The sequence below is a fragment of the Noviherbaspirillum agri genome (assembly GCF_054780595.1).
In genome coordinates, this window is sequence record NZ_BAAGWA010000002.1 from 276,450 (window position 1) to 297,679 (window position 21,230).

Annotated in this window: 17 protein-coding genes; 12 read left to right on the top strand and 5 right to left on the bottom strand. The window is 61.6% G+C overall.

What is annotated here, in order from left to right; genetic code table 11:
• The first annotated feature begins 59 nt into the window (after positions 1 to 59).
• The 8 genes from ACYVIA_RS03995 (at position 60) to ACYVIA_RS04030 (ending at position 9,712) form a co-directional block, all read left to right on the top strand.
• Entirely contained in the window at positions 60 to 449 is a 390-nt protein-coding gene (locus tag ACYVIA_RS03995; RefSeq protein ID WP_460838098.1) for a DUF2946 domain-containing protein, read from the top strand.
• Positions 450 to 829: 380 nt separating this feature from the next.
• Positions 830 to 3,121 carry a TonB-dependent receptor gene (locus ACYVIA_RS04000; protein WP_460838099.1) on the top strand — a complete coding sequence of 764 codons (2,292 nt, stop codon included), beginning with the start codon at positions 830 to 832 and terminating at the stop codon, positions 3,119 to 3,121.
• An 11-nt stretch (positions 3,122 to 3,132) separates the two neighbouring features.
• Entirely contained in the window at positions 3,133 to 3,558 is a 426-nt protein-coding gene (locus ACYVIA_RS04005; protein ID WP_460838100.1) for a MotA/TolQ/ExbB proton channel family protein, read from the top strand.
• Positions 3,548 to 3,931: an ExbD/TolR family protein gene (locus tag ACYVIA_RS04010; RefSeq protein WP_460838102.1), complete on the top strand. Its 384-nt coding sequence runs from the start codon at positions 3,548 to 3,550 to the stop codon at positions 3,929 to 3,931. The genes ACYVIA_RS04005 and ACYVIA_RS04010 overlap by 11 nt, the downstream gene beginning before the upstream one ends.
• The gene (locus tag ACYVIA_RS04015) at positions 3,928 to 4,668 is read left to right on the top strand and encodes an energy transducer TonB (protein ID WP_460838104.1); all 741 of its coding nucleotides are present in this window, start codon (positions 3,928 to 3,930) and stop codon (positions 4,666 to 4,668) included. The genes ACYVIA_RS04010 and ACYVIA_RS04015 overlap by 4 nt, the downstream gene beginning before the upstream one ends.
• A gap of 1 nt (position 4,669) precedes the next feature.
• Complete coding sequence (gene cobN / locus ACYVIA_RS04020; protein WP_460838105.1) at positions 4,670 to 8,773, top strand: cobaltochelatase subunit CobN; 4,104 nt, start codon at positions 4,670 to 4,672, stop codon at positions 8,771 to 8,773.
• A 32-nt stretch (positions 8,774 to 8,805) separates the two neighbouring features.
• Complete coding sequence (locus ACYVIA_RS04025; protein WP_460838106.1) at positions 8,806 to 9,339, top strand: MotA/TolQ/ExbB proton channel family protein; 534 nt, start codon at positions 8,806 to 8,808, stop codon at positions 9,337 to 9,339.
• A complete protein-coding gene (locus tag ACYVIA_RS04030; protein ID WP_460838108.1) occupies positions 9,332 to 9,712 on the top strand; it encodes a DUF2149 domain-containing protein in 381 nt (126 codons plus the stop codon). Before ACYVIA_RS04025 ends, ACYVIA_RS04030 begins: the two co-directional genes overlap by 8 nt.
• Positions 9,713 to 9,753: 41 nt before the next feature.
• Here ACYVIA_RS04030 and ACYVIA_RS04035 read toward each other — a convergent pair whose 3' ends face one another.
• Genes ACYVIA_RS04035 through ACYVIA_RS04045 form a run of 3 tightly spaced genes read right to left on the bottom strand, consistent with a single transcriptional unit; the run spans position 9,754 to position 14,900 of the window.
• Positions 9,754 to 11,055 carry a sigma-54 interaction domain-containing protein gene (locus ACYVIA_RS04035; RefSeq protein WP_460838110.1) on the bottom strand — a complete coding sequence of 434 codons (1,302 nt, stop codon included), beginning with the start codon at positions 11,053 to 11,055 and terminating at the stop codon, positions 9,754 to 9,756.
• Positions 11,052 to 14,129: a peptidase domain-containing ABC transporter gene (locus tag ACYVIA_RS04040; RefSeq protein ID WP_460838111.1), complete on the bottom strand. Its 3,078-nt coding sequence runs from the start codon at positions 14,127 to 14,129 to the stop codon at positions 11,052 to 11,054. The genes ACYVIA_RS04035 and ACYVIA_RS04040 overlap by 4 nt, the downstream gene beginning before the upstream one ends.
• Before the next feature lie 18 nt (positions 14,130 to 14,147).
• The gene (locus tag ACYVIA_RS04045; RefSeq protein WP_460838113.1) at positions 14,148 to 14,900 is read right to left on the bottom strand and encodes a peptidylprolyl isomerase; all 753 of its coding nucleotides are present in this window, start codon (positions 14,898 to 14,900) and stop codon (positions 14,148 to 14,150) included.
• Between the two features lie 498 nt (positions 14,901 to 15,398).
• Between ACYVIA_RS04045 and ACYVIA_RS04050 the strand changes: the two genes are divergently transcribed.
• From ACYVIA_RS04050 to yacG, 4 genes are all read left to right on the top strand, one after another.
• On the top strand, positions 15,399 to 16,268 hold the full coding sequence (locus ACYVIA_RS04050; protein ID WP_460838114.1) for a prepilin peptidase: 870 nt from the start codon (positions 15,399 to 15,401) through the stop codon (positions 16,266 to 16,268).
• Positions 16,269 to 16,273: 5 nt separating this feature from the next.
• On the top strand, positions 16,274 to 16,900 hold the full coding sequence (coaE, locus tag ACYVIA_RS04055) for a dephospho-CoA kinase (protein WP_460838117.1): 627 nt from the start codon (positions 16,274 to 16,276) through the stop codon (positions 16,898 to 16,900).
• Between the two features lie 146 nt (positions 16,901 to 17,046).
• Entirely contained in the window at positions 17,047 to 17,802 is a 756-nt protein-coding gene (gene zapD / locus ACYVIA_RS04060; protein WP_460838119.1) for a cell division protein ZapD, read from the top strand.
• 8 nt (positions 17,803 to 17,810) lie between these two features.
• Positions 17,811 to 17,993, top strand: a complete 183-nt coding sequence (gene yacG / locus ACYVIA_RS04065) for a DNA gyrase inhibitor YacG (protein WP_460838121.1) — start codon at positions 17,811 to 17,813, stop codon at positions 17,991 to 17,993.
• 36 nt (positions 17,994 to 18,029) lie between these two features.
• On the opposite strand, the gene ACYVIA_RS04070 is transcribed toward yacG, so the two are convergent.
• Both ACYVIA_RS04070 and ACYVIA_RS04075 read right to left on the bottom strand, forming a co-directional pair.
• The gene (locus ACYVIA_RS04070; RefSeq protein WP_460838123.1) at positions 18,030 to 19,583 is read right to left on the bottom strand and encodes a sigma 54-interacting transcriptional regulator; all 1,554 of its coding nucleotides are present in this window, start codon (positions 19,581 to 19,583) and stop codon (positions 18,030 to 18,032) included.
• A 194-nt stretch (positions 19,584 to 19,777) separates the two neighbouring features.
• A complete protein-coding gene (locus ACYVIA_RS04075; RefSeq protein ID WP_460838124.1) occupies positions 19,778 to 21,073 on the bottom strand; it encodes a D-amino acid dehydrogenase in 1,296 nt (431 codons plus the stop codon).
• Positions 21,074 to 21,230 lie beyond the last annotated feature (157 nt).

A 21,230-nucleotide genomic window follows, 5' to 3' on the forward strand; every position in this document is an offset into this window, starting at 1 on the left:
CGCAGGTCGTGTACACGATTAGATTGTCACCATAGTTTCACGGGCATAGAATAGCGCCCATGTTTCTGACCAGAAAAATCCGGGTTGCATGGACATGGGCCGTACTGTTCGCGGTCCTACTCAATATTGCCTTGCCCGCCGCAGCCGCAATCCGCGGTGACGGGCAGCCGGGTCCATTCGCAGAAATCTGTACCACCTACGGCATCAAGCAGATCGCCCTGCAGGACGCCGGCAGCGGACAGGAGGATAAGCGTCCCTCCCTGCTGCACGACGGACACTGCAACCTCTGCGTGATCCATCTTGCCGCTTGCCTGCTTACCCGAGAAGCTGCAGTCCTGCCGGTCCAGGCACGACAAGGGTACGTGCTTCATGCCCTGCCGCAGCCCATCCCTGCGGAGCACTTCAGCTTCCGCACGCCGCCCTCACAGGCACCACCGTCTCTCTCCTGATCTCCCTCACCGTGTAAGCAGCATCGCCGTGGCGTAGCGCCGGTACAGCCGTCGCTCAGGCACTCGGGCGCGCAGACAACGGGCGACTCGCGCCCAGCCAGTCCGGCAAAGGACTGCATCACATGTCCTAGTAGATCGTCTGTCGCACGCTCATGCGCGCCTCGTGATCGCACGTGATCGCACGCTATCGCGCCGTCACAGGCTCCTGCATTGCACAGGCCTGCAGTGTTTGCTGCGCCTGTGCCACCTATGCCGTCCGTGCCGCCCGTGCCCTTACACGCAGCAACGTGCCCGACATGCACCGCAGCAGCCTGCGCGTGCTGTCGCTTAACGCCCGTACATCGAGACATATCGAGAACGATCGAGAAAGACAGCCTCAAATGAATCTGAACAGAACACTGCTTGCCGCTGCGCTGGCGAGCCTCTTTACGCCGGCCGCCTTCGCGCAGTCCAACAGCGAGCCCGTACAAACGCTGCGCCAGGTGACCGTCACCGGCTCCACCATCGATGACCGTTTTGGCGACGGTGCGCGCGAGCCTGCCAGCACCGTCAACATCTCCGGACGCCAGGTCGAGGCTCAACATGTCGACAACCTGGTTCAGGTGCTCAAGGCCATCCCCGGCGTTACCGTCGACATCTCGAGCGGCGATGAGCTGAAGATGAAGTTCCGCGGCGTGGAGAATCAACGCTACATGGGCGAAAAGCCCGGCGTGGCGGTCGTCATCGACGGCGTGCCGGTATTCGAGCGCACCGGCAAGGTCAACGTCGACCTCGACAACATCGAAAGCATCAAGGTCATCAAGGGCGGCGCGTCCTATCTGTTCGGCGAGGATGCGCTGTCGGGCGCGGTCATCATCACCACCAAGCGCGGCGCGACCAACAAGGGCGCATCGGTCGAAACCGATGTCGGCTCCTACGGCTACTGGCGGCATCTGGCGCGCATCGGCACTGCGAATGACTCCTGGTCGGGCCACCTCCAGGTGTCGCAACGCAAATCGGACGACTATCACTTCCAGTCCGACTACAAGTCCGATGCGATCACCGGCAACGTGCGCTGGCTGCTCAATGCCCATTCCGACCTGACGCTGGGCATCGAGCATGCGGACCGCTTCCGTGACAAGCACGGCACCGTCACCGGCGTCACGCAGGCGCAGGAGGATCCGGAAGGCGTGCTGGGGCGCGACTACGCGCGCCACTTCGATGTCGCGCTGCAGCGCCTGAACCTGACGTACTCCAACGATCTTTCCGACAAGACCAACCTGCTGGCGCTCGCCTACCAGTACACCGACCATACCAAGTTCTGGTCTGCGCCGCAGCGCTTCTCCGCCACTGGCGCACCGGTCAGCAGCTCCGACGCCTACACGATGCTCAACGATTACCACCAGACGCAGCGCGGCATCAAGAGCGAACTGCGCACGAGCACCGGCCCCTTCGGCCTGATGGGCGGCGTCGAACTCAAGCGCAATGAATACCTCAACGAGACGACCGCAAAAACCAGTTTCCGCAACAGCCCGTTCAGCCCCGTTACGCCGGAAGGCATGGTCTTTGGCGACGACGATACCGATGAATCGGTGCAGGCGCTATATGGCGAAGTGAAGTGGAGTCCGGTGACCGACTGGGCGTTTACCGGCAATGTCCGCCACGACCGCATCGAGCTCGACTACCGCGCCAAGCCGGTTGCGGGCAACGGCAATACGGCAATCAGCGAAACGAAGACCTTCAATGCCAAGAGCTGGCGGCTGGGCGTTGCCTGGACCGGCATCAAGGATGCCACGGTATTCGGCAATGTTTCCACCGGCTTTCGCACGCCGACCGCCGAGCAGCTGTACCGCGGCAGCCAGAGCCCGACGTCCAATGTCGCCAACAACCCCGACCTGAAACCGGAACGCGCCGTCACCTTCGAGCTCGGCATGCGCAAGGCTTTCGCGCTGATGGGGCGCGACGCGCAGGTGGAGGCGACACTGTTCCAGATCGACCGCGACGATTTCATCCTCGACACCAACGGCCAGTACGCCAACAGCAATGCGGACAACATCGCGCGCTATGAGAACATCGGCGGCGCACGCTCACGCGGCTTCGAACTGGCGCTGCAGTCGTCGGTATCGAATACGGTGAGCTGGGACCTGGCCTACACCTATCTCGACTCCTACTTCACGCAGTACGACACCTTCCTGCAGGCGCTCGGCAATCCGCGCGGCACGCCGGTCGGCACCGGCGCATGCAACGTGCCGTCACCCAACTGGAACAACTGCTACACGCTGGTGCGTCACAACAATACCGGCAACAAGGTGCCCCGCGTGCCGCGCCATATGCTCAACCTGCGCACCGCATGGAAGCTGGCGCAACACTGGAAGGTTACCGGCGAGATGGATTACCGCGCCGAGTCCTGGGCCGACGAGATCAACCAGGAGAAATGGCCGAGCCGCACGCTGTTCAACCTCGCCGTCGATTACGGCCGCAAGATGCCATGGCTCGGAGGCTCGACCCTGTCGGCCTTTGTCCGCGTCGACAACCTGTTCGACAAGGATTACTACACCATCGCGCGCGGAACGAACGATGCGCAAAGCTACGCCACCAACTTCCGCTATGACGGCCGGTACAACGCGGAAGACCTTTCCCTCACTGTCGATCCCGGCCGCATATGGCGCGCCGGCGTCGCACTGCGTTTCTAAAGGAGATTGCAATGCAAGGATTACGTCCCATGGTTGAGTTTGCGGTATTCGCGATTCTGCTCGCGCTGAGCACGGCCGCAGTCGCCATCGCGCTTGAACGGGTCAGGTTTTACCGCCGCATCGATGCCCGGTCCTACACCAGCCGGGCCCGCCTGGAAAGCGACCTGACGCGCCGCCTCAACCTGATCAGCACGGTGGCCTCCAACTCGCCCTACATCGGCCTGCTGGGCACCGTGCTCGGCATCATGCTCACCTTCGAAACCCTCGGTGCGACCGGCGAGATGGATGTGAAGTCGATCATGACCGGGCTGGCGCTGGCGCTGAAGGCAACGGCGGCCGGCATCACCGTCGCCATTCCCTGCGTGGCGATGAACAACGTGCTGCGGCGCCGCGTGCGCGAGCGGCTCACCGACTTCGATGAGGCGCATGGTGGCTAACGACGCGATGGAGGAAATCGACGAGATCAACGTCATCCCGCTGGTCGACGTGATGCTGGTGCTGCTCACCATCGTGCTGACCACGGCCACCTTCGTCGTGACGGGCCGCATCCCGGTCGACCTTGCGACGTCGACATCCGCGCCACCGGCAGAGGTGGCGCCACTGGTGCTCACGATGACGCAGGAGCGCGCACTGTTCCTGAACGACCAGCCGCTGGAGAACCTGGAAGAGGCGCTCGGCAAGCATCCCCGCAGCATGCAGGTCATTGTGCGCGCCGACGGCCGGCTGGAACTCAGCTCCTTCGTCGGACTCGTGGACAGGGTGAAGGCAACCGGCTTCAGCAAGGTCAGCCTGGAGGTCAAGCGGCAATGACGAACGATCTTTGCGGAACGGCACGCGTGCGGATGAAGGATTGGGCAGTTTCCGCCGGCCTGCATCTCGTGCTCGTGGCCGGTGCCGGTTGGGGGCTGTCAAAAAGCGTGGAAGAACTGCCGGCTTACAAGCCGCTGGATCTGTCGGTAGGCTGGCAAGCGGAAGCTGCACCTGTGCAGGAGCAGGCAGAACCGGTAACGCCACCTCCCCCGCTGCCGAAACCCGCGCCGGCGCCCGTACAAAAGCCCGCGCCACGCAGCACGCCAACCCCACCGCAGCAGGCCACCGTACCCGCGGCGCAGCCCGAGCCTGCAGTGCCGGCAGCTCCCGATGTGGTGGCACCTGTCGCCGCCCCGCCTGCAACCGCCGAGGCGGTTTCCGCACAGCGGGAGGCACCCGCTACGGTCGAAGCGGCTGAAGCAAGACCATCCGCGAGCAGGGCATCGGAGCAGCCACGCTGGCAGGGCCAGCTGGAGTCCATGCTGGCCAAGTACAAGCACTACCCGCGTGTGGGCCAACGGATGCGCCAGGAAGGTGTAGTCACGGTAGAGGCGCATTTCTCCGCGACCGGTGAAATTGTGCACTGCGTGGTGGTTGGCACCTCCGGCTTCAAGGCGCTGGACGAGGCGGCATTGCAGCTGGTGCAGCAAGCGGCAAACATTGCGCGCTCGCGTCACCAGCCCGGACGCGCGACCGAGTTGCGCATTCCGATTGTTTACGAACTGAAGGAATCCTGACATGAAACGATGTCTGGTGTACCTGTTGCTGGCCCTGGCCAGTTTTCATGCCGCTGCCGCAGACAAGGTCGCGATCCTGTCCACCAAGTTTGTACTGGAACGCAAGTTCAGGCTGATGGAAGCCGTAGCGAAGGAGCAAGGCATCACACTCGCGTGGACGCAGGTCGACGCCGAAGGCGAATCCGGCGTCAAGCGTGTGCTCGACGGCGCCCGGCTCGTGCTCATCGATGCGCCGCGCAACGAGGACCAGGCGCAGGTGGAGCGCGCGGCCGGCAAGCGCCTGCGCGAGCTCGCCCTGCCCACGGCCAGCATCAACGTGATGAGTCCGCCGATCCGCCTGCGCGCAACCGGCATGGAGCGCGAACACGCGCAACGCGTGTTCGACTACTACGTCGGCGGCACACGCATGAACCATGAACGCCTGTTCCAGTACCTGCAGGCGCTCATTCGCGGCAACGATGTATCCGCGATTGCCCCGCCGATCGCGCTGCCCAATGGCGGCATCTACCACCCCGGTTACGACAAGCTGGTATTCGACAACCTGCCGCAGTACCTGGAATGGTGGCAAGGCAGCACGAACCGCAAGTGGGAAGGATCGCCGGTGATCGGCATGGAAATCTCCTCCAGCTACATCTCGGACGGGCAGTCGCGCATGCTTGACGACACCGTGCGCGCATTGGAGAACGCGGGCGCTGTGCCGCTGCTGTTCTATCGCGGATCGCGCGTTGCCCGCGCTCGTAGTGACGCAGCGGCAAGCAGGGGCGGCCCGACCGCCCCTCCCGCCAACATCCATCAGGACGGTTTCCCCAATCCGAAAGAATCCCGCGTGGTTCCAGTGGACGAGCCGCTGGTCACGCTAAACGGCAAGCCGATCCTGAACGTCCTGATGGTCAACACCTTCCTCGGCACCGATCCGGAGGGACGCAAGGCCTGGCATCAGGCACTCGGCATCCCGGCCATCAACGTGCTCGCCTACCGCAACGGCACGCGCGCCGACTACCTAAAGGACACGGCCGGCGTCAGCAGCTTCTATCTGCCCTTCACGCTGACCAACGCCGAATACATCGGCCTGCAGGACCCAGTCGTGCTGACTGCCAACGAAGGCGGCGAGCTGGTGCCAATGCCGGAACAGATGCACCTGCTGGTCGGCAAAGCGTTCAACCTCGCCCGCCTGCAGACGATGCCGAATGCGCAAAAGCAGGTGGCGCTGTTCTTTTGGAACCATCCGCCCGGCGAGAAAAACCAGGGCGCGTCCAATCTCAACGTACCGCGCTCCATCACCCATCTCGTCGACCGGCTCAAGGCGGAAGGCTACGCCTTTGATGCGACCTCGGAAGAAGCGCTGATCGCCGCTGTCGCAGACATGCTGCGCCCGGCATACCGTCCCGACTCGCTGGGCGAGCTGATGAAAACCCGGCACTGGGACTTCCTGCCATTAAGCGATTACAAACGCTGGTATGTGACGCTGCCCGCCTCCGTGCGCGACAGTGTGCAGAAATTCTGGGGTACACCGGAAACCAGTTACTGGATCACCAAGAAAGACGGCGTGGCCGGTTTTGCCATCCCGCGCATGAAGCTCGGCAAGCTGCTCGTGCTGCCGCAGCCGATGCGTAGCGAAAGCGCCGGCCACCATGACGAGAAGCGGATGTTCCACGACACCAAGCTGCCGCTGAACCACTTTTACATGGCGACCTACCTGTGGGTGCGCGAGCACTACAAGGCCGATGCAATCGTCCACTTCGGCACGCACGGCAGCCAGGAATGGACGCCCGGCAAGGAGCGCGGGCTGTGGGCATATGACGATCCCAATCTCCTGGTCGGGAATACGCCGATTGTCTATCCGTACATCGTCGACAACATCGGCGAGGCCATCCATGTGAAGCGGCGCGGGCGCGGCGTCATCGTCAGCCACCAGACGCCGGCATTTGCGCCGGCCGGCCTGTCGGAAGACTTCGTCGCCATCAACGACCTGATCCGCGACTACCAGTCGCTCGACGAGGGACTGGTGAAGGAAAACAGTCGCAAGCTCATCATCGAGAAAGCGGTGAAGATGAACCTCCACAAGGACATGCAGTGGAAGGTCGCCGACCTCGAACGAGAGTTCGACAAATTCCTGCGTGACATCCAGGATTACCTGGAAGACCTCGGTGCCGCCATGCAACCGCTCGGCCTGCATACGCTGGGCAAGGACGCGGAGCGCGCGCACCTGATCAGCAATGTGATGCAGATGCTCGGCCAGCCGCTGTATGAACGGCTCGGAATCAAAAGCGCCCGCGCCGCGTTCGCCGGCGATTACAAGCAGCTGCAGCAAACCCGCCCCTATCGCTTCGTCGAGGACTATGTCGTTGCCGAAAAACCGCTGGAGGAACTGGATGATCCGCAGCTGCGCGCACTGGCACAACGCGGCCGCAAGTTCCTGGTCGACCTGCGCGCCGATTGGGAGATTGAAGGCGTCAGCAAAGGCCTGTCCGCGCGCTGGATCGATCCGTCCTATGGCGGCGACCCGATCCGCAATCCGGATGCGCTGCATACCGGGCGCAACATGTACGGCTTTGACCCATCGCGCGTGCCGACCCGTGCCGCCTATGAAGCCGGCAAGCAGGCGCTGCAGGAACTGATCACGACTTACCAGGCGACGCTCGGCAAGTTCCCGGAAAAACTCGCCTTTAGCATGTGGAGCACCGAGACGATGCGCCACATGGGCATGCTCGAAGCGCAAGTGCTGTATGCGATGGGCGTGAAGCCGCAATGGGACGAAGGCGGGCGTGTGACCGGCATGGAGCCGATACCGCTTTCCGAGCTGGGACGGCCGCGCATCGACGCCGTGATTTCGCTCACCGGCCTGTACCGCGACCAGTTCCCGAACGTGATGGAACGCTTCAACGAAGCGGTCGTGATGCTTGCCGCGCTGGATGAGAATGGCAAGGATAACTACATCCGGGCCAATACCGAGCGCATCCGAGGGGCGTTGCTCAAGCAGGGCGTGAAGGAAGAGGACGCTGCCGAATTCGCGCTGACCCGTGTCTTCGGCAATGAAAGCGGCGACTACAGCACCAAGCTGACCGATGCGACGCTCGCCTCCGATCACTGGGAGCAAGGCGACGGCAAGCTGGAGAAGCTCTACCTGTCACGCATGTCCTGGGCGTACGGGCCGAATACGGCGAACTGGAGCCGCAAGCTGACCGACAACAGCGGACGCGAGATCAACACTTATGCGGAGCATCTGCGTGGCACCAGCGCTGCGGTGTTTTCGCGCTCCTCCAACCTGCGCGGCTTGCTCGACAACGACCATCCGTTCGAATACCTCGGCGGCATCTCGATGGCGGTGAAGCATCTCGACGGCAAGAACCCGCAGCTCTACATCTCCAACATGCGCGACCCGGGCCGGGCGAAGCTGCAGACGGCGGAAAAGTTCATGGCAACAGAGCTGCGTTCCGTCTACCAGCATCCGAACTGGATGAAGGAAATGCAGAAGGAAGGCTATGCCGGCACGCTGCAGGTGCTCAACGCCGTCAACAACTTCTGGGGCTGGCAGGTGATGGACAGGAACGTCGTGCGCGACGACCAGTGGCAGGAATTCCATGAAACCTATGTGAAAGACCGCCACCAGATCGGCATGCGCGAATGGTTCGAGAAAGCCAACCCGACCGCGCTGGCGCAGGTAGCGGAGCGCATGCTGGAAGCGATCCGCAAGGACTACTGGAAGGCGGACGAGAAAACCAAGCGCGAACTGGTCGAGGTGTATCGCGAGGTGGCCGACAAGCATGACGTGTTTACCGCCAATGAAACCTTCAAGGCTTATGTGGACGAACTCGCTGCCGGCTTTGGCCTGGATGGGCCGGCACCAACCACCGCGCCGGCGAAGGCACGCGCCATGCCGCAGCCAAAGCTGCAAGCAGCGGTTCCGCCACCACCGCCATCGCCAACACCAGCGCCACCCGATGTCGTGCGCGGACAGGAGCTGCGCAAAGTGAAAAAAGAGCAAGTGCTGGAGCAGCTGATCTGGATCTACGGCTGGCTCATCGCGCTGATTGTGCTCGGCGGCGTGGCCTACCAGGCCTGGCGCACGCGGCGCGAATCACTGGCACGGACAACATCCCTTTGAACGCTTTGAACCCTTGAACGAGACCCCCGATCATGAACAGTATTGAAACCTCCCTGTACGAAATATCGAAGTTCTTCCTTACGCCGGTGCTTGTCCTGCTGTGCATCATGTTCGTCTATGCGCTGTTTTGCCTCGGCATGATGCTGTTCGACCTCGCGCTGCGCACGGCACGCGGACAGGGACGGCAGCCGATCCTGCAGTTCCTGCGCAACAAGCCCAACGCCTCGCAGGAAGACCTGGAACTGTATGTGCTCAAGCAGATCGAGGTGCAGCGCATCACCAGCCGCATTGCACCGATGCTGGGACTGGTTGCCACCATGATCCCGATGGGGCCGGCGCTGATTGCGGTGTCGTCCGGTAATGCGCAGGGCATGGCGCAAAACCTCGTCGTCGCCTTCTCCGCCGTCGTCGTCGCGCTGCTGTCGGCGGCGATGACCTATGTGGTGCAGTCGGTGCGCAAACGCTGGTTGCTGGAAGAACTGAGCCAGGTGCTGGATCACCGCGAGCGTGTGCAACAGCATGCCGGCGGCGCTACGGTGCATCTCGCGGGAGCGCTCCATGGCTGACCCAACCATCATGACTCCGCCGCCAACAAGCCGGCGTCCGATGAGCATCAATATCCTGGACGATGACGACGGCGACGATCCCATCCTCAGCGTCGTCAACATCGTCGACGTCTTCCTCGTCATCATCGCGGTGCTGCTGATCGCGGTGATCGAGAACCCGCTGAATCCCTTTGCCTCGCAGGATGCCATCGTGATCAAGAATCCCGGCAAGCCGGACATGGCAATGGTCATCAAGGAAGGCAATGAGCTGAAGGAATACAAATCGTCCGGCCAGATCGGCGAAGGCCAGGGCATGAAGGCAGGCACCGCCTATCGTCTGAAGAACGGGTCGATGGTATACGTGCCGGAGGAAGGGAAGCCGCCGGCGAAATAGCAAAACCGTTCAACGCGGACGCGCCGGCAGAAAACCGGGAATTATATGCGCTTGTCCGGTGCGCTGTGCGTCGCAGGCGGCGGCTTGCGGAAATCCTTCGAGTGGATGCCGTGTTTTTTTAACAGCATCTGCAGGTGCGAGCGGTTCATGTCGCAGCGGCGCGCCAGTTCCGCGACCGTACCGCCGACTTCGCGCAGGCCGCGCTCGAGGAATGCGCGCTCCGCTTCGTCGCTGGCGGCGCGCTTGGCATCGCTGAGTGTCGCATGCAGCGCTGCGGCATTGGCGTTCTCTTCGCGGAGGACCGATACCGGCAATTTTGGCCGGATGTCTTCCGGAAGATGGTCGATGTCCGCTCGCTCGCCCGCGAGGCAGGACAGCCGGTAGATCAAGTTCCGCAGCTCACGGATATTGCCGGGATACGCGTAGTTAAGCATGAAGTCACGCAGGCGCGGTGTCATCTTGATTGGCGGCCGCTTCAGCGCCTCCGCCGCCTCGTCGCCGAAATAGGAAAACAGCAAGGGAATTTCGTCCTTGCGCTCCCTCAGCGCCGGCAAGGTCAGGTGGATCACGCTGAGCCGGTAGAACAAGTCTTCGCGGAACGTGCCCTGCTCGATGAGCTTGCGCAGGTTCTTGTTGGTCGCGGCAACGATGCGCGTATCGACGGAAATCGTCTCGTCGGATCCGACGCGTTGGATCTCGTGCGACTGCAGCACGCGCAGCAGTTTCACCTGCCCCGGCAACGGCAGCTCGCCGATCTCGTCGAGGAAGATCGTGCCCTTGTGCGCGCTTTCGAACTTGCCCTTGCGGTCATTGGTCGCGCCGGTGAAGGCACCCTTCTTGTGCCCGAACAATTCCGATTCCAGCAGGTTGTCTGGAATGGCGCCGCAGTTGACCGAGATATACGGCTTGTCCGCGCGTGATCCGTTCGCGTGGATGACCTTTGCCATCAGTTCCTTGCCGGTGCCGCTTTCACCGTCGATCAGCACCGGCAGGTCGGTGGGCGCAGCCTTCTCGGCAATCTCCAGCGCTTCCAGCAATTTCGGGTTGTCGCCAAAGGTGCCTTCGAACACGAAGCTGCGGTCGAGTAAAGCCTGTTTTCGTTCGCCGGGCGTCTGCTGCACCGGCGGCAGTTCCGCGCTGGCCGCCTGCACGAAACGTTCCTTGTGCGACAACTGCATCACCTCGTCGCGCAGCGCATTCGCTTGCCGCAACAACTTCTCGATCTCCGGCCGGTCCAGTTTCGATGCCCAGCGCAGCGCCGAACGCAGGATTTCGATTTTCTCGATCAGCCCTGCATAGGACATCGAGGAGCTTTGCGTACCGGTGGGGTTGTATAGTTTCATGCCGCGCTCAGCTGTTTCTGCACCAGTTCGTAATACATGCCGCGCCGGGCCACCAGCTCATCGTGCCGCCCCTGTTCGACGACGGCGCCTTCGTAGAGTACGAGGATCTTGTCTGCGCGCATGATGGTGCTGAGGCGGTGCGCGATGATGACGGCGGTGCGGCCTTTCAGGATTTCGTTCATGTTGCCGATGATGTTGCTCTCCGACTGCGTATCCAGCGCCGACGTCGCCTCGTCGAACACCAGCAGCCGCGGATCGTGATACAACGCGCGCGCAATGCATAGCCGCTGGATCTGACCGCCGGACAGGCCGACGCCGCGCTCGCCGACGATTTGCTCATAGCCCAACGGCATCTTGCTGATGAACGCATGCGCGTCCGCCATCTTCGCGACTTCCTCGATGCGTCGTCTGTCCGGGCTTTCGTCGCCGCTGGCAATATTCTCGGCAATCGTGCCGGAGAACAGCAGGTTGCTTTGCATGACATAGCCGACCTGTGCGCGGTAATACTCCTTGTCGATCACGCTCACGTCGTAGCCGTCAACAATGATTTTTCCATCGGAAGGCGGATAGAAACCGACCAACAGTTTTGCCAACGTCGTCTTGCCGGAGCCGCTGCGCCCGACGATCGCGATCAGCTCGCCCGGCTTGATGTCGAGGCTGATGTTTTCGAGCACGTATGGCGTTTCGTTGCCGCCGTAGCGGAAATACACGCCGTCCAGTTTGATCTCGCCCTGCAGATCCGGCAGCACGACACGCGATGGCAAGTCCTGCGGCTTTTGCTCGGGTTCCATGTCCAGCACGTCGCCGAGCCGTTCCATCGCCACTGCGGCATCATTCAGGCGGCTCCATAAACCGACCAGCCCCATCAATGGCGCCAGCACGCTGCCCATCAGGGCATTGAAGGCAATTAACTGGCCGATCGTCAGCTCACGTGCCAGCACCAGATTCGCCCCCACCCACAGGATTGCAATCGTGGTGGCGGCATTCAGTACCTGGCTGGCCAGAGACACCCAGATGTTGAAGGTCTGCGCGCGGTATTGCACATCGAGCGACTTCGCGTACTTCCGTTCCCACTTCAGCCGCATCGGCCGCTCGATGCCCATGCCCTTGACTGTCTCGACCCCGCCGAGCGTTTCCATCAGAAATGCCTGCGCATCGGTTCCGGTCGCAAATGCATCGCGCGCATAGGTCTTGATCCTCGGCGTGACGACCACAGTCAGCACCATGATCGGGATGACGAAAGCAATCAGCACCAGCGTCAGTTTCACGTTGTACAGGAACATGATGCTGAAATAGATGAACACCATCATCAGGTTCAGCATCGTGGTGACCGTCGACTCGGTCAGGAAGGCGCGTATCGTCTGGTTCTCCTGGAAGCGCGCGAGGATGTCGCCGGTCTTGCGCTTGGCAAAGAAGGAGAACGGTAGCGACATCGTGTGCTTGAAGAACTGGGACATCATCGCAAAGTCCATGTTACGCACCATGAAGTTCGCGAGGAAGGACCGGACGGTGGTCATTATCTGCGTGAACACATTCGCGATCACGAGGCCGACGATGAGCAGGTGTAATAGGCTGACGTTGTGGTGCACGATCACGCCATCGAGGATGTTCTGAATGATCATCGGCGGCACGATGCCGAGCACTTGGATCACGAAGGTCGCGAGGAACAGGTTCAGCAGGATCTTCTTGTAGGGTTTCAGATAGGCGACGAAGCGGATCCATGGCGAACGCGCCGCCGCCAGCTGCACCATGTTTTGTCCCGGCGTGAAGACAAGGCAGGTGCCGCTCCAGCCGCGCTCGAATTCCTCCACGCTCATCTTGCGGAAACCGATCGCCGGATCCGCCACCCACACCTGCCGCTTCGATACCCCGTACACGACGACGTAGTGGTAGCCTTCCCAATGCACGATGAAGGGCAGCTCGAAGCCGAGCAGCGCTTCGTATGTGCATTGCACGCCGCGCGTGGTGAAACCGAGCGACTCCCCTGCGCGCGCCAGGCTATCGAGCGTTGCGCCTTCCGTCGTCACATTTGCCAGCTCGCGCAGTTTGCCTAAAGTCATCGGGATGCCGTAATGCTTGCACAGCATCGCGAGGCACGCGGCGCCACAATCCATTTCCTCCGCCTGTTCCACCCAGGCGAAGCGCTTGATGACTTTTTCGCCGAACTCCGGTTTGGATTGCAGGTCGAGGATGACCGGGCTCTTGCGCCGCTCCGCGAGTTTTTGCTGGCGGTGCAATTCCCGCTCGACAATCCGGATGCGGTCTTCCAGTACTTCGCGCAGCTTGGGATTGCGCGCGAGGATCATGTGGATCGTCTTTTCGGGGATGACCAGCAGCGTGGTATCGGCCGTCGCGGTGACCGATGCCATTTGCTCCTGGCGCATCAGGCAGGCCTTCTCGCCAAAGATTTCACCCTGGCGCAGTGTCGCCAGCGTATATTCGTCCGTCCCTTCCTTGCGCACCACCCGCACTTCGCCATGTCGCACTACATACAGGCGGCGATCTTCGCGCCCGTCCTGCTTCAGGATTTCCTTGCCTGCGGTAACGCGCTTGACGCCGACACTGCGCACGAATTCTTCCAGCTCTTCCTTGTTGACCTTGCCGCGCAGGTCGAACAGGCGCGTGACGAAGCCGCCGGCGGAATTGATCGCGACAAAACTGGTGACGAAACTTTGCGCGGCGCGGTTGCGGGAAATGACCGGCTCGATCGCCTTGCGCGGGATGAACAGCAATTCCGTCTTGGCCGATGCCCGCACCGACGATTCATGCCAGTGGTCGCGCAGCATGGCGATATCGGCAAACACTTCGCGCGCCTTGCGCACGCCCATGCTGATTTCCTTGCCGTGCTCTTCCGTAAACAGGCGCACGGTGCCGGACTTGATCACGAACAGGCCGTCGGCCGGCTCGCCTGCATTGCAGACGGTGTCGCCGAAGGAATAGAAGCGCGATTCCGCGTGTTGCGCGAGCTGTTCGATTTCTTCGCGCGAGAATGGCGACAGGATTTCCACCGATGCAAGGAAGTCAGCGAGGGGCTGCGCCGGCGGCGCATCCTGCTTGTTCGGCGATGCTTCCATGGCTGTCTGGCGCCGGGATCAGCGCGCCTCGATCACATGTTCCTGCGCGCGGGCCATCAGCCATTCTTCGCGCAGCAGGCGCCGCACTTCCGCCGCGGTTTCCTCGTCCAGCGATGCGGGATGCTTGGCATTGACCGTGAAGATTTCAAAGAAGGAACGGTCCGGCGCGGGGAACGGGCCGAGCAGGTCACCGACTTCGGCATTGAAGACTTTCGCCTCGATATCGGTCTTCAGCGAGCCGCGCAGCACCTTGCCGATCACGCCGCCGCGCTCGCGCGTGTCGGCCATCGAATGCTCGCGCGCCATGTCGGCGAAGCTTTCCGGATCGTCGGCGAGCACCGACATCATTTCCTTGGCCTTGCCTTCCGTGTCGAGCACGATGTGGCTGACCTCGATGCTGTCGAACTTGGGCGAGTTCAGCTTGAAGTAGCCTTCCACCGCCTTGTCGCTGCACACCTCGGCCATCATCTTTTCCTGGTACAGGCCGTCGGTAATGAAGACCTCGAATTCGTCGAGGCTCACGCCGAGCGCATCGAGGTAGTTGTTCATGTCGGCCGCGCGGTGCAGCCCCTGGATGCGGCGGAACTGGTCCGCCCTTTCCTGGATCTCTTCCACCGACACCGGAATGCCGCGCTTCTTCGCAGCGCGCACCGTCAGCTTGTCGCGCACCATCTGCTCGATGAGGCTTTCGAACTGTCCGGTCAACTTCAATACCTTGACGAAATCCTCGACGTTGATCACCTCGTCATCAATTCGCACGATCGCTGACATCACGCACTCCTTTACCTCGGGCCAGCATGGCATCCTCAAGCTTGATTAGAGATGGTGCCAAAGCGTGTGGTTCGGCCGCGTTCTGCATGCAATTGGAGATGGCGCAAGCCTTGCGATGATCGCTGCGCGGCGGGCGCGCCATGGCGTGACGAAGCGTAGAATGCTGCAACGCAAGGAGAAAGCCGGCGGGCATAGGCTGTCATACAATCCGCGAGAACATTGGACGAAGAAAGCACGCGCTGAAGTGTCGCATCCTGGTCGCACCGGGCGTTTGCAGGTTTGCATTGCCGAATGTTGCCCTATATCATGTTTTCGCGTCCGGATAGGCCTTCTACCGCGATTTCAACGTTCCGGCACTTCCGTTTTTCCGGCTTCATTAACATGCCCGCCTCGGGCAGAAGACAAAGCAAACCATGATGAATTCAAGCACTGCGACGAATGCGCTCTGCAGGCCGCGTGACACCACTTCCCTCTTCCCGCATGGCGGACTGAACTGATATGGCATCCGACCTGCTCCTGTTTGCACCGCCCGCCACCCTGGCCCCGACCATCTTCGCCGCCGTACTCGGGTTGATGATCGGCAGCTTCCTGAACGTCGTGATTCATCGCATGCCGAAGATGATGCAGCGCGAATCCGACAACTACGTCGCCCATGAAAGCGGCAAACCCCTGCCGCATACCGACCGCTACAACCTGATGGTGCCGCGCTCGGCCTGCCCGCATTGCGGCCACCAGATCACGGCGATCGAGAATATTCCCGTCATCAGCTACCTTGTCCTGCGCGGCAAGTGCATCCAGTGCAAGGCGCCGATTTCCATCCGCTATCCGATCGTCGAACTGTTGACCGGCGTGCTGTCGGCCGCATTGATCTGGCAATTCGGCAGCGGTCTGGCAGGATTGGCAACATTGCTCTTTGCCTGGCTGCTGATCGCGATGACCTTCATCGATGCGGATACCCAATTGCTGCCGGACGACCTGACGCTGCCGCTGCTGTGGGTCGGCTTGCTGGTGAACATCAATGGCACCTTCGTGCCGCTGGACGATGCGGTGATCGGCGCGGTTGCCGGCTACCTCAGCCTGTGGAGCATTTACTGGATCTTCAAGCTGGCGACGGGCAAGGAAGGTATGGGCTACGGCGACTTCAAGCTGCTCGCTGCGCTGGGTGCATGGCTGGGATGGAAGATGCTGCCCGTTATCATCCTGCTGTCGTCCGTCGTGGGCGCGGCCGTTGGCATCAGCCTGATCCTGTTCGCCCAGCACGGCCGCAACAACCCCATCCCGTTTGGCCCCTACCTTGCGGCAGCAGGCGTCATCGCGCTGTTGTACGGCAAACCACTGGCACAGGCCTACCTCGGCTTCCCGATCTGAGCACCATGTCGGATACCGCTTCCACCGCGCGCAGGTTTTCCGTCGGACTGACCGGCGGTATCGGCAGTGGCAAGACCACGGTAGCCGACATGTTCGCGGCCCGCGGCGCGTCCGTCATCGACACCGATGTCATTGCGCACCAGATGACCGCACCGGGCGGAGCGGCGATTCCCCAGATTCGCGCCCAGTTCGGCGATGCTTTCCTGACGCCGGAGGGCGCGATGGATCGCGCAAGGATGCGTGCTTATGTATTTGACGAACCAAGTGCGAAAACACGCCTCGAAGCAATTCTGCATCCGCTGATCCGCGCCGAAACCGAACGTGCGGCGCAGCAGGCGCAGGGCACATACCTTGTCTTCGTCGTGCCGCTGCTGGTGGAATCCGGCGGCTGGCGGCAGCGGGTGAACCGCGTGCTGGTCGTCGATTGTCCGGAATCCACGCAGGTACGCCGCGTGATCAGCCGCAGCGCCCTGCCCGAGCAGCAGGTGCGTGCGATCATGGCGGCGCAGGCGACGCGCGACCAGCGCCTCGCTACGGCCGATGATGTGATTGACAACGATGGCGATGCGCTCGCCCTGGTGCCGCAGGTCGACCGCCTGCATGCGCTCTATTCATCGCTCGCGGCACAGTAAGCAGCAGATAAGCATCACATAAGCCGCAGGCAAGTCGTTACGTTGAGTTACGATAACTTTACCTGCAGTATTTGTAATTTTTCATAGCTTCGTTCAGAATCCTATAATTATTTCCAGCCCAACGTTTTCTGTTAAGGGATGCCACCTTGATCATCTACGAATACCCTTTCAATGAGCGTATTCGCACGCTGCTGCGGCTGGAAGATCTTTACGAAAAGTTCATCTTTTTCCTACGGCAGGAAGACGCGCTGCAGCACCATATCGCGCTGGCAACCATCTTCGAAATGCTGGAAGTCGCTGGTCGCGCAGACCTGAAGTCCGACTTACTGCAGGAGTTGGAACGGCAGCGCCAGACGCTGATCGGCTTCAAATCCAATCCCAATGTCTCGTCGGCACGTCTCGACGAAGTGCTGTCCGACGTCGACCGCAGCAGCGCCGCGCTGGTGGCCGCGCAAGGCAAGACCGGACAGAACATCCGCGAGAACGAATGGCTGATGAGCATTCGCGGACGCACCATCATCCCCGGTGGCGCCTGCGAATTCGACCTGCCGTCCTACTACGCCTGGCAGCATCGCACAGCGGAACAGCGTTATAACGACATCTCCGGCTGGTTTGCGCCGCTGGCACCGCTGTTTGATGCCATCAGCGTCGTGCTGCGCCTGCTGCGTGAATCCGGCCGCTACGCACAAGTCGTCGCGCAAAGCGGCAGCTACCAGCAGATGTTGCAAGGCAAGGTCTACCAGATGCTGCGCCTGTCGATCGACGAAAAACTGGGCGTAATTCCGGAAATCTCTGCCAACAAATACATGCTGTGGGTGCGCTTCACCTTGCAGGACGGCGACATGAAACCGAAGCCGTACGAGAACGATGTCCCGTTCGAGCTGACCCTGTGTAACTTTTGAGAAATCGTATGACGACCGTTGTTGACTGCCCCACCTGCGGCAAAAAGGTCGAGTGGAAAGAAGAAAACAAGTACCGCCCCTTCTGCTCCGAACGCTGCAAGAAAATCGATCTGGGCGCCTGGGCTGAAGAAAAGTACACCATCCCTGCCGTCAACCCGCCCAAAGAGCTGGACGACGACCTTCCGCAATAAGCGCCTGCCGCTTCAACATTCCTTGCCGACCACCTCTCAGCGCGCCGGTCCCGGGATACGGTACTTCCGCAACTTGTTTGCGATCATCGAGTGTGAGGTCTTTAGCCGTGACGCCAGTTTTCGGCTCGATGGGTACTGCGGATAAAGACGCTCCAGCAGCGCGCGCTCGTATGACGCGACCGACGTTTCCCAGTCTTCCAGCTCCTGCAGTTGTACCGGCTGCCCGGTTGCACTGCGCCCTTCCGCAAGATCGAAATCGGCAGCATCCAGCGTGCGCTGGTCTGTCATCGTAATTGCACGAAAGACCACATTCTGCAGTTGCCGCACGTTGCCCGGCCAGCTATGGGCGACCAGCGCTGCACACGCTTGCGCATTGAGCCGGCAGATGGGTTTTTGCGCCTGCGCGCACGCACGCTCGATGAAATGGCGTGCCAGCAAAAGAATGTCGTCCGGCCGCTCGCGCAGTGAGGGCACTTCCAGCTGCAGCACATTGAGGCGGTAGAACAGGTCTTCACGGAAGGTCCCATCCGCCACCATTTTGCGCAGGTTGCGGTGCGTTGCGCTGATGATGCGCACATTGACCTTGATTTCCCGGTCGCTGCCGATGCGACGGAACTTGCCGTCATTCAGGAAGCGCAGCAGCTTGGCCTGCAGGTACAGCGACATCTCGCCGATCTCGTCAAGGAACACGGTGCCGCCTTCGGCCATCTCGATCAGTCCCGGCTTGCCGCCGCGCTGCGCACCGCTGAATGCGCCCGGCATATAGCCGAACAGCTCGCTCTCGGCCAGGCTCTCCGGCAGCGCCGCGCAGTTCAATGCGAGGAAAGGTGCACTGCCGCGCGAGCTGGCTGCATGGCAGGCCTGCGCCACCAGCTCCTTGCCGGTGCCGGTTTCGCCTGCGATCAAGAGCGGGGCGTCGACGACCGCCACACGCGCTGCACGCGCCTTGAGTGCGCGGATCGGCTCCGACTCGCCGATGATGGCGCCAAAGCCGCCGCCGGCATTCTGCAGCGCGTGGATGCGACCTCCCAGGCGGCGCGGCGCATGCAGTGTGATTACGCCGCCCACGGTCTGTCCCAGCGCGGAATCCAGCGGCTCGGAAACCGGCGTCACTTCGAGAAGGAAAGGCTGCCCATGCAACCGCACTTCGCGCGAGGGCGCTTTGAAACTGCTGTCGACCAGTTCCGCCTGCAAACCCGCTTCACCGAACAGGTCCTGCAAGGCTTTTCCCTGCAGCTCGCGTTCGTCCATGTCGGCGACGATGGCGGCAGCAGCATTCGCTGCAACAATGCGCCCACCGGCATCAACCGCCATTACCGGATCGGCCATCGCCGCCATCAGCGTGTCGAGGTGCAGGCGTCGGCGTGCTCCCGGCAGCACATCGACCACGACCACATCCTTCACGCCTGCCACGCAGATGAAATCCTCGCGCAGCGAAGGCAGCAGGGATGCAGTGAGTTCCGGGATATCGATGAAGACGTCGGAAGAGTCGACCTCGACTGCGACGACGTTCATGTTGCGGCGCGCCAGTACGGCCAGGATTTCATGAGCAATGCCGACCCGGTCGGCAAACTGGACATCGATCCGCATGGTGTGTTTTTCAGGTCCGGTAGGCGAATGGAGCGAATCGCTCCATTCTTGGCGATGTCCGCCACTTTACCTGCGCACCGCCACAGCCACAATAGCGCGGCACAACGCATGACGCGGGCACGAAGTACGGCATGAAGCGCGAAGACCACCGTTCACTTGCCACCTTTACAGCAGCAAGCGACCGCTAGCCATTTTCAGGCGCGCACTTCCTGCGGCACCACGGTGGGCCGGTTCGACCTGCCATATCGATCCATAAACAGTCCCTCGGTATCGATCTCGGGGCGCCTGCCCGATACGAGGTCGGCCAGCACACGACCTGAGCCGCAAGCCATGGTCCATCCCAGCGTGCCGTGGCCGGTGTTCAGGAACAGGTTGCTGTAAGGCGTCGGTCCCACCACGGGCGTGCCGTCCGGGGTCATCGGACGCAAGCCGGTCCAGAATTCCGCACGGGCGACATCGCCGCCTTTCGGGAACAGATCGACCACCGAATGCTCCAGCGTTTCGCGCCGCGCATTGCGCAAGGCAAGGTCATAACCCGCGATTTCCGCAGTGCCGCCGACGCGGATGCGATCCCCAAGGCGGGTGATCGCGACTTTGTAGGTTTCGTCCATCACGGTGGACTCGGGCGCAAAGGCAGCATCGTGGATTGGCACCGTGATCGAATAACCTTTGATCGGATACACCGGGATGCGGATGCCAAGTTCGCGCAGCAACAACGGCGAGTAGCTGCCGAGCGCCAGCACATAACCATCGGCCTTGAGGTCGCCTTCCGATGTCTTTACTGCCGTGATCTTCCTACCGTCGCTGGCAAGCCGCTGGATGGTGACGCCGTACCTGAACTTCACGCCGGCCCGCTCCGCCATTGCCGCCAGCTGTTGCGTAAACTTGAAGCAGTCTCCGGTCTCGTCATTCGGCAGGCGCAGCGCGCCGACGAATTTGCCACGCACATGTTGCAGCGCGGGTTCAACGCGCGTGCAACCCGTCACGTCGAGCAGTTCGTAAGGCACGCCATTCCGCTCCAGCACGGCGATATCCTGCCCCGCTGCATCCAGCTGCTTCTGTGTGCGGAACAGCTGCAACGTTCCCTGCGTACGCTCGTCGTAGCTGATGCCGGTATCGTTGCGCAGCGCGATCAGGCAGTCGCGGCTGTACTCCGCCAGCCGTACCATGCGCCCCTTGTTGGTTTCATAGCGCGCGGCAGTACAGTTCAGCAGCATCTGGAAGACCCAGCGCCACATGTCAGGATCAGTGCCTGGCCGGATCACGAGCGGACTGTGCCGCATCAGCATCCACTTCAATGCCTTGACGGGAATGCCGGGGGCTGCCCAAGGGGCGGAATAACCCGGTGAGACTTCGCCCGCATTGGCAAAGCTCGTTTCCAGCCCGGCCCCATCCTGGCGGTCCACCACGGTCACTTCATGCCCGGCCTGCGCCAGGTAGTATGCCGATGCGGTTCCGATGACGCCGCTTCCCAACACAACGATTTTCACAAACAACCCCTTTCAGTGGCCAGGTCGGCCGTGACGATTGACCGGCCCGCTTTCCGCACCGAGGAATCAGGGCCGTACCGCCTCGGCACGACGAATGCAGTCGATTGATGTGACAGTTAGCAACCGCTGTGCCAACACTCATTTACCTGAGAAATCA